16 protein-coding genes are annotated in these 13,404 nt (G+C 62.8%); 9 read left to right on the top strand and 7 right to left on the bottom strand.

Annotated elements, in window-relative coordinates:
* Positions 1 to 3 precede the first annotated feature (3 nt).
* From ABMA59_RS18635 to ABMA59_RS18655, 5 genes are all read left to right on the top strand, one after another.
* Positions 4 to 795: an ABC transporter substrate-binding protein gene (locus ABMA59_RS18635; RefSeq protein WP_349006884.1), complete on the top strand. Its 792-nt coding sequence runs from the start codon at positions 4 to 6 to the stop codon at positions 793 to 795.
* 78 nt (positions 796 to 873) lie between these two features.
* Positions 874 to 1,584: an ABC transporter permease gene (locus ABMA59_RS18640; RefSeq protein WP_349006885.1), complete on the top strand. Its 711-nt coding sequence runs from the start codon at positions 874 to 876 to the stop codon at positions 1,582 to 1,584.
* Positions 1,581 to 2,408 (top strand): ABC transporter permease, encoded by an 828-nt coding sequence (locus ABMA59_RS18645; RefSeq protein WP_349006886.1) that lies wholly within the window; start codon positions 1,581 to 1,583, stop codon positions 2,406 to 2,408. Before ABMA59_RS18640 ends, ABMA59_RS18645 begins: the two co-directional genes overlap by 4 nt.
* A gap of 48 nt (positions 2,409 to 2,456) precedes the next feature.
* Entirely contained in the window at positions 2,457 to 3,326 is an 870-nt protein-coding gene (locus ABMA59_RS18650; protein ID WP_349006887.1) for an NAD(P)-dependent oxidoreductase, read from the top strand.
* Entirely contained in the window at positions 3,323 to 4,048 is a 726-nt protein-coding gene (locus ABMA59_RS18655) for a DNA alkylation repair protein (RefSeq protein WP_349006888.1), read from the top strand. Before ABMA59_RS18650 ends, ABMA59_RS18655 begins: the two co-directional genes overlap by 4 nt.
* Before the next feature lie 25 nt (positions 4,049 to 4,073).
* Here ABMA59_RS18655 and ABMA59_RS18660 read toward each other — a convergent pair whose 3' ends face one another.
* The 4 genes from ABMA59_RS18660 to ABMA59_RS18675 form a co-directional block, all read right to left on the bottom strand.
* Positions 4,074 to 4,565 (bottom strand): Lrp/AsnC family transcriptional regulator, encoded by a 492-nt coding sequence (locus ABMA59_RS18660; protein ID WP_349006889.1) that lies wholly within the window; start codon positions 4,563 to 4,565, stop codon positions 4,074 to 4,076.
* Between the two features lie 109 nt (positions 4,566 to 4,674).
* On the bottom strand, positions 4,675 to 5,304 hold the full coding sequence (locus ABMA59_RS18665) for a uracil-DNA glycosylase family protein (protein ID WP_349006890.1): 630 nt from the start codon (positions 5,302 to 5,304) through the stop codon (positions 4,675 to 4,677).
* Positions 5,291 to 5,902 (bottom strand): glutathione S-transferase, encoded by a 612-nt coding sequence (locus ABMA59_RS18670; RefSeq protein WP_349006891.1) that lies wholly within the window; start codon positions 5,900 to 5,902, stop codon positions 5,291 to 5,293. Before ABMA59_RS18670 ends, ABMA59_RS18665 begins: the two co-directional genes overlap by 14 nt.
* A gap of 132 nt (positions 5,903 to 6,034) precedes the next feature.
* The gene (locus ABMA59_RS18675) at positions 6,035 to 6,667 is read right to left on the bottom strand and encodes a pyridoxamine 5'-phosphate oxidase family protein (protein ID WP_349006892.1); all 633 of its coding nucleotides are present in this window, start codon (positions 6,665 to 6,667) and stop codon (positions 6,035 to 6,037) included.
* A 153-nt stretch (positions 6,668 to 6,820) separates the two neighbouring features.
* Here ABMA59_RS18675 and ABMA59_RS18680 point away from each other — a divergent pair, with 153 nt between their 5' ends.
* Entirely contained in the window at positions 6,821 to 7,771 is a 951-nt protein-coding gene (locus ABMA59_RS18680; protein ID WP_349006893.1) for a LysR family transcriptional regulator, read from the top strand.
* Here the strand turns inward: ABMA59_RS18680 and ABMA59_RS18685 are convergent.
* The gene (locus ABMA59_RS18685; RefSeq protein ID WP_349006894.1) at positions 7,763 to 8,374 is read right to left on the bottom strand and encodes a thermonuclease family protein; all 612 of its coding nucleotides are present in this window, start codon (positions 8,372 to 8,374) and stop codon (positions 7,763 to 7,765) included. The two genes, ABMA59_RS18680 and ABMA59_RS18685, sit on opposite strands and share 9 nt — an antisense overlap.
* 84 nt (positions 8,375 to 8,458) lie before the next feature.
* Between ABMA59_RS18685 and ABMA59_RS18690 the strand changes: the two genes are divergently transcribed.
* Together ABMA59_RS18690 and ABMA59_RS18695 are read left to right on the top strand one after the other, a co-directional pair.
* On the top strand, positions 8,459 to 9,985 hold the full coding sequence (locus ABMA59_RS18690) for a sensor histidine kinase (protein WP_349006895.1): 1,527 nt from the start codon (positions 8,459 to 8,461) through the stop codon (positions 9,983 to 9,985).
* A gap of 145 nt (positions 9,986 to 10,130) precedes the next feature.
* Positions 10,131 to 10,574 (top strand): cupin domain-containing protein, encoded by a 444-nt coding sequence (locus ABMA59_RS18695; RefSeq protein ID WP_349006896.1) that lies wholly within the window; start codon positions 10,131 to 10,133, stop codon positions 10,572 to 10,574.
* Positions 10,575 to 10,616: 42 nt separating this feature from the next.
* Here the strand turns inward: ABMA59_RS18695 and ABMA59_RS18700 are convergent, their stop codons facing one another.
* Both ABMA59_RS18700 and yghU read right to left on the bottom strand, forming a co-directional pair.
* On the bottom strand, positions 10,617 to 11,828 hold the full coding sequence (locus ABMA59_RS18700; protein ID WP_349006897.1) for an MFS transporter: 1,212 nt from the start codon (positions 11,826 to 11,828) through the stop codon (positions 10,617 to 10,619).
* A 141-nt stretch (positions 11,829 to 11,969) separates the two neighbouring features.
* Positions 11,970 to 12,839 (bottom strand): glutathione-dependent disulfide-bond oxidoreductase, encoded by an 870-nt coding sequence (gene yghU, locus ABMA59_RS18705; protein ID WP_349006898.1) that lies wholly within the window; start codon positions 12,837 to 12,839, stop codon positions 11,970 to 11,972.
* A gap of 199 nt (positions 12,840 to 13,038) precedes the next feature.
* On the opposite strand from yghU, the gene ABMA59_RS18710 reads away from it, so the two are divergent.
* Positions 13,039 to 13,317, top strand: coding sequence for an acylphosphatase (locus ABMA59_RS18710; protein WP_349006899.1), 279 nt, complete (start codon positions 13,039 to 13,041; stop codon positions 13,315 to 13,317).
* The last annotated feature ends 87 nt before the right edge of the window (positions 13,318 to 13,404 follow it).

Here is a 13,404-nt window from a genome sequence, read left to right on the forward strand (position 1 = left end):
ACCATGCGTATTACAAAGCGTATCGCTCTTGCGATATCGGCGGCCGCCTTGATGGCGTCGCTCGGCGCGGCAGGCGCCCAGGAAATGAGCCTGAAGATCGGCACCGAGGGCGCCTATCCGCCCTTCAACAACCTTACCGCCGACGGCAAGCTGGAAGGTTTCGACATCGACATCGCCAACGCCCTCTGCGAAGAGATGAAGGCGAAGTGCGAGTTCGTCACCCAGGACTGGGACGGCATCATCCCGGCGCTGCAGGCCGGCAAGTTCGACGCGATCATCGCGTCCATGTCGATCACGCCGGAGCGCGCCGAGAAGGTCGACTTCACCAACAAATATTACAACACGCCTTCCGCCGTCGCCGGTCCGAAGGACAGCACCATCACGGCGATAACCAAGGAAGGCCTGGCGGGCAAGACGGTCGGCGTCGCCACGTCGACCACGCACTTCAACTATGCCTCGCAGACCTACACGGACTCCGAGATCAAGGGCTATCCGTCCAGCCAGGAATTCCTGCTCGACCTGTCCAATGGCCGTCTCGATGCTGTCGAGGACGACATCAGCGTCCTGGAAGCCTGGCTGAAGACGCCGGACGGCGCCTGCTGCAAGATCCTCGGCCAACCCTCCCCGCAGCCGGTCGAGATCTTCGGTCCGGGCGCCGGCATCGCGGTGCGTAAGGGCGAAAGCGCGCTCGTCGACAAGTTCAACGCCGCCATCAAGGCGATCCGCGCCAACGGCAAGTACAAGGCGATCAACGACAAATATTTCAGCTTCGACGTCTACGGCGCCGAGTCCTGATAGGCGTTTAGGCCGGACGACATCGCTGTCGTCCGGCCAATCCATGCCCGAAGCTGACAATCGGAGCCCGCCGTCCTCATGAAGAGCATCTGGACTCTCCTCAGTTGGGGATCGGAAGGATGGCTCGACGAAATCGCCTATGGCGTTTTCATCACGGTGTCGCTCGCTGCCGCCACGCTGCCGGTCGGTCTCCTGATCGGTTTCTTCGTAGCTCTCGCCAAACAGTCGAGTGAACCCTCGCTCAGGCTTGCAGGTAATGTCTACACCACGATCTTCCGCGGCCTTCCCGAACTCGTCACGCTTTTCCTTGTCTACTACGGTGCGCAGATCGGTATCCAGACGGTCATCCGCACCTTCGACCCGGGCGCTACCGTCGACGTCAACAGCTTCATCTCCGGCATGGTGGCGCTGGGGGTCGTGTTCTCCGCCTATGTCAGCGAAGTTTTCCTTTCAGCGTTCCGCGCCGTCCCGCGCGGCCAATATGAGGGTGGTTATGCCATCGGGCTGACCAATGGCCAGACCATGCGCCTTGTGGTGCTGCCGCAACTGATCCGCATCGCCCTGCCCGGCCTTGCAAATCTCTGGCTGATCTTGCTCAAGGACACAGCTCTCGTGTCGGCGATCGGCCTGAACGATATCCTCCGCTGGACCGGCGTAGCGGCGCGCGTCGAGCGGGAGCCGTTCCTGTTCTACTCCTTGGCCGCCTTCCTCTATCTCGCACTGACGATCATTTCCTCTTTCGGAATCAACAAGATCGAGCAGGCGGTCGGCGAGGAGCCCGCGCGATGAGCATCGCCGCCCAGACTTCCGCCGAGCTCGCGCCGCCCAAGCCTCGGCGTGGGTGGCCGCGCGAACGCGTCATCGGCTATGTCTTCGTCGGGCTTTGGGTGCTGGCCGGCATCGGCATGCTCGGCTATCTGGCCAATGCCTGGAACCTCGCATGGTTCGAGAAATACATCCCGACCTACATTTCCGGCCTCAAGGTGACGCTGTCGCTCGTCGTCGTCTCGGTGGTGCTCGGCGCTCTCCTGTCCCTCCCGATCGCCTATGCCCGCATGTCGAAGAACAAGGTGCTGTCGGCGCTTGCCTATGGTTATGTCTATTTCTTCCGCGGCACGCCGCTGCTTGCTCAGACATTCCTCATCTACTATGGCATCGGCTCCTTCAAACCGCAGTTGGAAGCGGTCGGACTATGGTCGTTCTTCCGCGACGCCTGGTATTGCGCAATCCTCGCCTTCTCATTGAACACCGCCGCCTATCAGGCTGAAATCCTTCGCGGCGCGATCCGCAGCGTGCCGCGCGGCCAGTGGGAGGGCGCCGCCTCGCTCGGCCTGCACAAGATGCAGACGCTGTGGAAGATCATCCTGCCGCAGGCCCTCATCGTCGCACTTCGCCCTTACGGCAACGAGATCATCCTGATGGTCAAGGGCTCCGCCGTGGTGGCTCTGATCACCGTGGCCGACCTGATGGGCGTGACCCGCCTCGCCTATTCGCGCAGCTTCGATTTCCAAGCCTATATCTGGGCGGCCGTGGTTTACCTCGCGCTCGTCGAAACCCTGCGCAACGCTATTGACTGGATCGAGCGGCTCATTACACGACACCTCAGGCGTTAACGCGCCGTTGAAGGTTACAAGCAGACATCGCTCGAAGAGGATCGCCCCATGGCGTCAGTCGCATTCCTTGGTCTCGGCGTCATGGGCTACCCCATGGCCGGACATTTGAAGAACAAGGGCGGACACGACGTGACTGTCTATAACCGCACGGCCGCCCGCGCCGAAAAATGGATCGCCGAGCATCGCGGCGAGAGTGCTTCCACGCCGGCCGAAGCCGCCGAGGGCAAGGATTTCGTGTTCTCCTGCGTCGGCAACGACGACGATCTGCGTGAAGTGACGATTGGCGCCGCCGGCGCTTTCCAAGCGATGAAGAAGGGATCGATCTTCGTCGACAACACCACGGCTTCCGCCGAAGTCGCCCGCGAATTGGCCGAAAAGGCCACTGCGCGCGGTTTTGCCTTCCTCGACGCGCCGGTTTCAGGCGGCCAGGCAGGCGCGGAGAACGGAGTCCTGACTGTCATGGTTGGCGGCGAACAGGCCGAGTTCGACCAGGCGAAGCCGGTGATTGACGCTTTTGCCCGCATGGTCGGCCTGATGGGTCCGTCCGGCGCGGGCCAACTGACCAAGATGATCAACCAGATCTGCATCGCCGGGCTGGTGCAAGGACTGGCCGAGGGTGTCCATTTCGGCAAGCAGGCGGGGCTCGACATCGAGAAGGTGATCGAGGTTATCTCCAAGGGAGCCGCCGGCTCGTGGCAGATGGAAAATCGTCACAAGACGATGAACGCCGGCAAATACGATTTCGGCTTCGCCGTCGACTGGATGCGCAAGGATCTGAAAATCTGCCTTGAGGAAGCCGACCGCAATGGCGCGAAACTGCCGGTTACCGCGCTGGTCGACCAATTCTACAAGGAAGTGCAAGGCATGGGCGGCAAGCGCTGGGACACCTCCTCGCTGCTGGCGCGGCTGGAGAAATGACACCGGCGCCGGCCGGCCTGTCGCCTGCTTCCACCGCCGCCGAGATCATCGCACATCTGCGCGCGATGGGCTCGGAGGAAAACCGGCAGGGCATGCTGCGCTACGGGATCAAGATAGACCGCGCGCTGGGTATTTCGCACGGTGTGCAAAGGGATATCGCCAAGCGCATAACGCGCAACCACGAGCGCGCCTTCGAATTGTGGAGCAGCGGCATCATGGAGGCGCAGTTCATCGCCTCCGTCACCGCCGATCCGAAGCGGCTTACCGTCGAAGATGCAAGGGTTTGGGCGGCGTCCTTCGATTCCTGGGATATCGTCGACGGCGTCTCCGACCTCTTTGCCGACACCGATTGCTGGCGGGAACTGATCGAAGAATTCGCCAAGGACGAGCGCGAATTCGTCCGCCGCACGGCATTTGCCATGCTGTGCTGGGCAACCGTACATCGCAAGAAGGAGCCTGACGCGACCTTCGAAAGCTACCTGCCACTAATCGAACAGCATTCGACGGACGGCCGCAATTTCGTGAAGAAAGCCGTCAACTGGGCGCTGCGAACCCTGGGCAAGCGCTCGCCGGTGCTTCACCCGCCTGCCCTGGCGCTGGCCGGAAAGCTCGCAGCCTCGCCGGACAAGTCGGCGCGCTGGATCGGCAAGGACGCGGTACGCGAACTGAGCGCCCCGAAAACGCTGGAGCGATTGACCGCAAAGGCCAAGCCGCTGAAGTGAGCGCTTAGGCCGCTGCGAACCGGGCTCAGGCCGCGTTCGACCCGGACTCCTTGTCCAGCACCATGTAATCCAGCGGCAGTTCGGTCGTGTACTTGATCTGCTCCATGGCGAAGGACGACGACACGTCTCGAATCTCTATCTTGGCAATCAGCCGCTTGTAGAAGGCGTCGTAGGCGGCGATATCCGGCACGACGACGCGCAGCAGGTAATCAATGTCGCCGCTCATGCGGTAGAACTCGATGACCTCCGGGAACTCCTGGATCACCTCCGAAAACCGCCGCAGCCATTCATGGCTGTGCGAATTGGTGCGGATCGACACGAAAACGGTGACCCGCGCATTGATCTTCTCAGGGTCCAGAACGGCGACGCGGCGGCGGATGACGCCCTCTTCCTCCAGCTTCTGGATGCGCCGCCAGCATGGCGTCGTCGACAGGCCCACCTTCTTGGCGATATCGGCGACGGCCAGCGTCGCATCCTCCTGAAGAAGACGAAGGATTTTCCGGTCCAGACGGTCCATAGTGGGCTCCGAGAGAAAAATATTCCGCTGAACTTAGCATTCCGAGAACGCCGCACAAGCAAGATTTTAATGCCATGCGCACCCAAACGAGCATGGGCTTGCGCCGAAATCATGCAAGACGCTGCGCGATTTCCGTCTTGAGGCACGGCAGCAAATCCGTTTCGAACCACGGATTCTTCCTGATCCATCCGGTGTTTCGCCAGGATGGGTGCGGCAGCGGAATAATCTTCGGACCACCCGACCTCTCGAGAATGCCGCGCCAGTCCTTCACCGTCTCTGTCAGCGAGCGCGCTTGCCCACCGATGTGCCAAGCGTGTGCATAAAGTCCGATGGCGACGACCAGCTCTATCTGCGGCATCAGCGAAAGCAGAGGTGTCCGCCATACCGGCGCGCATTCGCGGCGCGGCGGAAGGTCGCCGCCTTTCGCGTCCTGGCCGGGAAAGCAGAACCCCATCGCCGCTATCGCGAACTTGTGTGAGTCGTAAAAGGTCTCGCTGGAGATACCCAGCCAGTCGCGCAAGCGATCGCCGGAAGCGTCCGAAAACGGCATTCCGCTCAAATGCACTTTGGTGCCCGGAGCCTGGCCGGCGATGAGAATCTTCGCCGTCGCCGAGGGTGTCACCACCGGGCGCGGCTCGTGCGGCAGCGGCCGCCCGGCCGGGTTGTCGACGCAAATGCGGCAGGCGCGGATGCACGCCGCCAGCCGCTCAAGTTCGCCTGCGCGGTCAGGCTGAAGCACTCGGCCTTGCCCTCAGCGCCTGATGCCAGCGCAACACCGCGCCGCAATCCTCGGGGATGGTGATGCGCGCCGGTTTCATAAAATCCAATGCGATCAGGCCCGTGATATCGGCGATGCTGAAAGTGTCGCCGGCAGCGAATTCGTGGGTAGCGAGATGATCGTCGAGGATGCGCATGAATTCGACGGCGCGCGGCCGGTTCGCCTCGCCCCATTCCGGCACCTGCGGTATTTCCCACTCCTTCATCGCCGGATGCGTGTGGCGGAATGCCTGCGCCACGGCATGGAACAGGTTGAGTTCGATGCGCCGTTGCCACATCTCGACCACCGCCTTGCCCAAGGCGCCGCGGCCGAACAGCGCCGGCTCCGGATGCAGTTCCTCGAAATAGCGGCAGATGGCGACCGATTCGGTCAACACCGTACCGTCGTCGAGTTCCAGCACCGGCAGCCGCTGCAGCGGGTTTTTCGCCGTTACCTCCGCGCCCTTGTGACCCATGGCGCCCATGTCCACGGGCACCAGCGGCACCGCGATGCCTTTCTCGGCGAGAAAAACGCGTACCCGGCGCGGGTTCGGCGCACGGCCGCCGTCATAAAGTTTCACGAGCATGCTCCCATAACGAGACCTGCGACGTCATGGCGACGTCGCAATCTCCAGCCCCAGGCGTCGAGCCCAGCCTCAAAAGGACCGCGTTCATCAGACCCAGGATAATCGCCAAATCTGAGAGACGACAAGTCAGAGGTCTGCATGCGCATCGTCCTTCGACACCGAATTGGCCTTCAACGCCCGGTTTTCGGCCTCGAGTTCGACAATCCTCTGCTGCAGGACGGAGACGCCCTGCTCGATCTGGGCCTGGGTAAAGCGAGGCGTTATGTGCTGCGGGCAATTCCAGTCGAATGCATCGAGATGAAACATCAAGGCCCTCTCGACCTTCGCCTCGTAGGAAGGCAACACCACCTTCGCCACCACGTCGGGATCGTTTGAAACCTCCGCATGCGCGAAAATCTTCAGCCGGCGCCGCCCCACATAGTCCATGAGGATCAGCGATGTGCGATCGTTCGCCGCCAGGTTCCCGACCGAAATATACTGGCGATTGCCGCGAAAATCGGCGCACGCCAAGGTACGCTCGTCCAATACTCGCAGGAAACCCGGCGGGCCGCCGCGATGTTGCACATATGGCCAGCCGTTTTCCGAGATCGTGGCCATGTAGAAGCTGTCGCGCTGGGCGATGAAGGCCGCCTCATTCGCGGTCAGGCGATCGAAGGCGCGGTCGCCCGCGAAATTCGACCAGAAATCCAGGCTGCCATTGGCCTGCTGGGCCGCCTTGACGGCCGGCGTCGAAACCATGTCGAGAAAGCCGTAGGGCATTGAAATTCCCTTTCGCGGATACGCGGTTGCTCATCGATACAGCGCCTAACGGTTCCGTTCGGTCGCCCAACAAGCTCCGGATAAATAGCTTCTTTCGCAGTAGGATATAATGCGATAATTCTGAGAGATACTATCTCAAAAATGGCAAGAACAATGGACCGCTTCGAGGGAATGTCAATCTTCGTGGCGACGGTTGAGACAGGGAGCCTCACCGCGGCGAGCCGCCGGCTGAATGTTCCCCTGCCTTCCGTCAGCCGGAAGCTTGCCGAATTGGAGTCGCATCTCGGCACACGTCTACTCGCCAGGTCGACGCGGAATCTGACGCTGACCGATGCCGGCGCCGATTATTTCCAATCCTGCAAACGGATCCTCGACGAAGTGGCCAACGCCGAACGCATGGCGGCGGGCGAGCAGAGTGTGCCTAAGGGAGAACTGGTCTTGACCGCGCCGATCGTTTTCGGACGTCTCCACGTCCTGCCCGTGGTCAATGATTTTCTGTGCCGCTACCCGGATATCCGCATCAGGATGTCGCTCTCCGACAGGAACGCCCATCTGCTGGAGGACAACATCGACGTGGCCGTGCGCATCGGCGCGCTCACCGATCATTCGATGATGGCGACGCGCCTCGGCGAGGTACGCACCGTGGTCTGCGGGAGCCCCGCCTATTTCGAGCAGCATGGTGTTCCCAACAGTCCTGGCGATCTTGTCGGACGGCCATGCGTCAGTTTTTATGCATGGGGGCCCGCGACCTCTTGGACATTCGGCCAGGGCACGAAACGCCGCGAACGCGCCGTGGAAGTTCGTCCGCGGCTTTCGGTGAACACAGCGGAGGCGGCGCTGGATGCCGCGATGGCAGGCGTCGGCATCACCCGGGTTCTTTCCTACCAAGCGGCACGCGCCGTAAGGGAAGGTCTTTTGCACGTGGTCCTGGAAGCGTTCGAACCGGAGCCGCGGCCTGTATTCCTGCTATATCAGGGACAAGGCACCTTGCCGCTCAAGATGCGCACTTTCCTGGACTTTGCAGCGCCACGCCTACGCAGCCGCATCAAAGAGGCGTCCTTGACGCCAATGAGACGATCGAAAGAGCCGCAAGACTCAGGATAGTCCAAAGACGGTGCGAAGCCAGCTCCACACCGTCGAGGCCGCCCCATGGTCGTTCTCGGCCAGGCTGCCATGGGTGTCGCGCCATTGCCTCGGCCGTTCGAAGTCGCCTGCCCACAGGCCGCGCCCGGCGCGCCGCGCGGCCAGTTCTTCCACCTCGAACCCACCAAAGGCCACGGCCCATCCTTGCTCCACCAGAGACCGGTTGAGGTCGATGGTGCCGGCCTCGCAGTCGCCAAGCAGCCTTCCGTAGCGATCGCGCTGCCAGCCGGCACATGTGACCGCCTGCCCGCCGACCAACTTGCGCAGCGCTTCGCGTGCCTCCCGACCGCAGGCATATTGCTCGCCGCCGCGAAAACAGGTCTGCGAATATTCCGGCGCGTCGATGCCGCGCAACCTGATCCTTTCGCCGGCAATGGTGAGGGTGTCGCCGTCGTTAACGACTGCCGCTCCCGCCATGCGCAAGGTTGCGGCTCGGTCGAGCAGTGCCACCAGAAGCGCCAGCAGGCCAAGGATCAGAACGGCGAGGAACAGGTCGAAAATCCTGCGACCTATGCTGCGCGGAACGGAGCGGCTGACGCCGCCGGCGCGCAAAAAGCGACTCATATGGCAAACAGTCTCTTAATCATTCCGAACTAGCCTGCAAGACATTCATAAATCCAAGGCCAGCGCGCGAAAAACCAAACCGGAATGCCGTCCACGCACACCAATACGGCGGACAAGATCATTGTGGACCGGCGCAAACCGCATCGCAACAGCGACGTGGCACGGGCCGTCCGGCGGATTCGCGACCGCCTCGCGCAGCAGCCCGGCAATGTCGGCTTCGACCGCGAATTGCTGAAACTGCATGCCAGTTCGACCATTTCCGCCGCCGTGGCGGTGCCCTTGCTCGTGCTGCTGATCGCCATGGGCGGCATCCTTGCCGGCATGAACCTGTCGATCGCCATCTGGGCCCTGATCACGGTGGCCTGCTACGCCGGGCTCGGCTTCATCGCAAAACGCGTCGACCGCACAGCGACCGACGATATCGACGTCAATTGGACGAAACGCGCTTTCCTCATCGCCCATTTCATCTCCGGCCTCGGCTGGGCGTATCTTGCCGCCCTGCAATGCGACCAGTGCCATGTCGCGCAGTTTCCGGTGGTCAAGGCCGTGCTGATGCTGCTGGCGGTTGCCGCCTCGGCGCTGATCGCCGCCTCGCTGCGCGGCGCGCTGGTCGCTACCTTCGCATTGCCGGTCCTGCTCTACGCTGTGCTGGGCGCCAATCTGCGCCAGCCGGTTGAAGCGCTGATGGCGGCGCTCCTGGTGCTCTCCCTGCCTTTCTTCTCCTATATCTCCGGGCATATCTACCGCTCGTCGTTGATGCTGCTTTCCTTCCGCACCGAGAAGGACGCGCTGATCGCCGAACTGGAGACCGCCAAGGCCATGTCCGACGAGGCACGCCACCGCGCGGAAGAGGCCAATCTCGCCAAATCGCGTTTCCTTGCCTCCATGAGCCACGAATTGCGCACGCCGCTCAATGCCATCCTCGGTTTCTCCGAGGTGATGGGCAGCGAGGTGCTGGGGCCGATGACCAACGTCACCTACAAGGACTACGCCCACGACATCCATTCGTCGGGCCAGCACCTGCTGACGCTGATCAACGAGATCCTCGATCTTTCGCGCATCGAGGCCGGCCGCTACCAGCTCAACGAGGAGGCTCTGTCGCTGGTCCTCGTCGTCGAGGACTGCTGCCATATGATGACGCTCAAGGCGCGCGGCAAGGACATCCGCATCGTCGAGGAATTCGAGCAGGGCATGCCGCGTCTGTTCGCCGACGAGCGGGCCGTGCGCCAGATCACGCTCAACCTGTTGTCCAACGCCGTCAAATTCACCTCGACCGGCGGCGAGATCCGTGTCCGCGTCGGCTGGACGGCGGGCGGCGGCCAATATCTCTCGGTCAAGGACAATGGCCCGGGCATCGCCGAGGAGGAGATCCCGGTCGTGCTTTCGGCCTTTGGGCAAGGAGCAATCGCCATCAAGAGCGCCGAACAGGGCACCGGCCTCGGCCTGCCGATCGTCCAGGGCCTGATCGAGTTGCACGGCGGCAACTTCGACATCCGCTCCAAGCTGCGCGAGGGCACCGAGGTGATCGTCGTCTTCCCCGCTTCGCGCGTCATGGAGGCCCTGCCTGCCATGCCGACCCAGGGTGCTGCGGCGGGCGGGCGCAGACGCTAGGCGGCGGCGATTTGTGGTGCCGCAAAACCCCGTTGTGCGTTTGTTAGGGACGCTCACCGAAGGCACCAGCGACCGGCATCGGCGACCTTGCGTTGCAGCTCACACCGCGCCACAAGGCAATCGGGCCAAAGTTTGGGGGATGAGAGTGGCTAAGCAGTTTCGCAATATTGTTGCCGGGTTGGCGCTTTTCGGCGCAGCCGCCTTCGCCGGGCCGGCGCTTGCCCTCGATCCCGCGCCGCAGCCGGTGGTCGTCACCCCGCTCGCCTCGACCAACGTCACTGCCGCCGGCCAGCCGATCGTGCTGCCCGCCAAGGACGCGCGCGTCATCGTCTCGCAATTCGAGATCGCGCCCGGCGCCTCGTTGCCAGTGCACAAACATCCCCATCCCCGCTACGCCTATGTGCAGGCCGGAAACCTGCGCGTCACCAATGTCGAGACCGGCCAGAGCACCGACTACAAACCCGGCGACTTCATCGTCGAGATGATCGGCCTCTGGCACCAGGGCGCCAATGTCGGCACCGACACGGTCCGTCTGCTGGTCATCGACCAGGTCGAAGGCAACGAGCCGAACACGATCTTGAAGCAGTAGTTTTTCCGAGCGGCCGACCGAGCCGGCCGCCGGAAAAGAGGCTCACGCCGCCGCCAGCGCCGGCTGCGCCTTGGCGAACGGCCGGAACGTCATGGCGATCAGCATGGCCGCCAGCCCCATGCCCCACGAGCCAATATACAGCCAAGCATAGCTGTCGAAACGGTCGTAGATGAGGCCGCCGAGCAGCGGTCCGGTCGACATGCCGAGGCTGCCGGCCATGGCGGTGCCACCGATGATGGTTCCCATCATGCGCATCGGGAAATTCTCGCGCACGATCACCGCGTAGAGCGGCATGATGCCGGCATAGATGAAACCGACCAGCACGGCGACCGCATAGAAGCCGCCGAGCTGGCTGACGAAGACATAGGCCAGCACGCCGAACGCCTGCGCGAACAGCCCAAGCACCAGCACGCGCTGGGCGCCGAACCGGTCGCCCATCAGGCCGAAGGCGATGCGCCCGCCCATGCCGGCCAGCCCCTCGACGCTATAAATGGTGACGGCGGCGATCATCGGGATGCCGCAGGTCACGGCATAACTGACGGTATGGAAGATCGGCCCGGAATGGGTGGCGCAGCAGAAGAAGTTGGCGAGCAACAGCACGATGAATTGCGGCGAGCGCACCGCGTCGCCGACAGTCATGTCCGATTGCGGCCCGCCCTCATCAGTCATCTCGGCGTTGCCTTCCGCGAGCGCCGGCGGGCTGCGTACCAGAAGTGAGGCCGGGATCATCAGCACTGCGGCTATTGCCGCGATGATAAGCAGCGAGGTGCGCCAGTCGTGGATGGTGATCAGCCAGGCTGCGAGCGGCGACATGGTCATCGGCGCCATGCCCATGCCGGCCGACACCAGCGAAACGGCAAGCCCGCGCTGCGTGTCGAACCAGCCGGTGACGGCCGCCATCATCGGCGCGAACACCGCGGCCGTGGCGCCGCCCACCAGCATGCCGAACACAAGCTGAAACTCAAGGAGCGTACTTGCCTGGCTGGCCAACGCCAGGCTGCCCGCCAGGATGATCGATCCAGCCAAAACCACCGGGCGCGGCCCGAACCGGTCGGAAAGATTTCCCCACACCATGCTCGCCGCCGCCAATGCCAAAAAGCCGATGGTCATGGCGCTGGAAATGCCGGTCACCGACCACCCAGTGTCCTTCGACATGGTCAGCAAAAAGACCGGCAGCGAAAACATGGCGCCGATGGCCACGCAGCCCAGCAGGCCGCCCGCCGCGACGATGACCCAGCGATAGGAATGGTTCATGGAACTCTCCCGAATTGGCGCGGCTCGATGCACGCTCCGCCAAGGAACGCGCCGACATTCGCCATGCCGACATTTCGGAAGAATTTTTGTCCAATCCGTCGCCGCTGTCACGAGAAGCAGCGGCGGAAGGCGGAAAGACCCTTACTCGGCCGCGACCTTGTCCTGCGTATTGGTCTCGAAATCGCTGGCGTCGTGGCGCTCGCGCAACTGGCTGGAAGGATGGCCGCTGGTGCGGTTCACCATGCGCCCGCGCTTGGCTGCCGGCCGCGCATAGATCTGGTCGGCCCAGCGGATGACGTTCTTGTATTCGTGCACGGCCAGGAATTCTCCGGCGTCATACTGCCAGCCTTTGGCCATGCCGCCATACCAAGGCCAGATCGCAATATCGGCAATGGTGTATTCACCGCCCGCCACATATTCGTTGTCGGCCAGCCGGCGGTCGAGAACGTCGAGCTGGCGCTTGGTCTCCATGGCATAGCGGTCGATGGCGTATTCGATCTTTTCCGGCGCGTAGGCGAAGAAGTGGCCGAAACCGCCGCCGACGAAAGGCGCACTGCCCATCTGCCAGAACAGCCACGACAGAGTTTCCGCCCGCGCCGGTTGTTCGGTCGGCAGGAAGGCGTTGCCGAACTTTTCCGCCAGATACATCAGGATTGCGCCGGATTCGAACACGCGGATCGGCGTCTTGCCGCTGCGGTCGACCAGCGCCGGGATCTTCGAGTTCGGATTCGCTTCAACGAAGCCGCTGCCGAACTGCTCGCCCTTGCCGATATTGATCAGCCATGCGTCGTATTCGGCGCCTTTGTGGCCAAGCTCCAGAAGCTCCTCCAGCATGACCGTGACCTTGACGCCGTTCGGCGTTCCCAGCGAATAAAGCTGCAGCGGATGCTTTCCGATCGGCAGTTCCTTCTCATGCGTGGCCCCGGCGATCGGCCGGTTGATGTTGGCGAAGGCGCCGCCATGGCCCTGCTTCCAGCTCCAGACTTTTGGCGGCGTGTAGCTATCGGACATTGTTTCGATCCTGCTTTGATGATGTTGAGGATGGAGGGCCGGTCACGGACAGATAGGTCGCGGACCTGCTGGCCGCCAGTTTGCGCCAACACGAAACCGCGGCTGGCTCAGCCTGTTCCTGCTGACAAGAGCCGGAGCGCCGTCACGCAGCCGAGCGGGGCGCCAAGCTTTCGCCACGCTCAATCCGTCTGATGCCGGCATGACGAGACAAACCACCCTCGCCCACATCACCGGCCGCGTCCAGGGTGTCGGCTTCCGCTTCTGGACGCAAGAGCAAGCGCTGGCGCTTGGGCTTTCAGGCTGGGTTTGCAACGAGCCCGACGGATCGGTCAAGGCGCTGCTGGCCGGCACGCCGGATGCCGTCGCCGAGATGCTCGAGCGCCTGCATCGAGGGCCGCCTGGCGCGCGGGTGACGAAGATAACCACGACACCGATGAACGCAGGCGATAAGGAAGACGGCTTCCGCATCCTTCGCTAGCAGCCGCCCGGCTACCTTGGCATCGCTGCGCTTTACCCTGTCCAAGCGTGCCGCTTCGCCGCTCTTCCGCCTTGATGGCGTTTCAGC

Source organism: Mesorhizobium yinganensis (assembly GCF_040081985.1).
GTDB classification, from domain to species: Bacteria; Pseudomonadota; Alphaproteobacteria; order Rhizobiales; family Rhizobiaceae; genus Kumtagia; species Kumtagia yinganensis.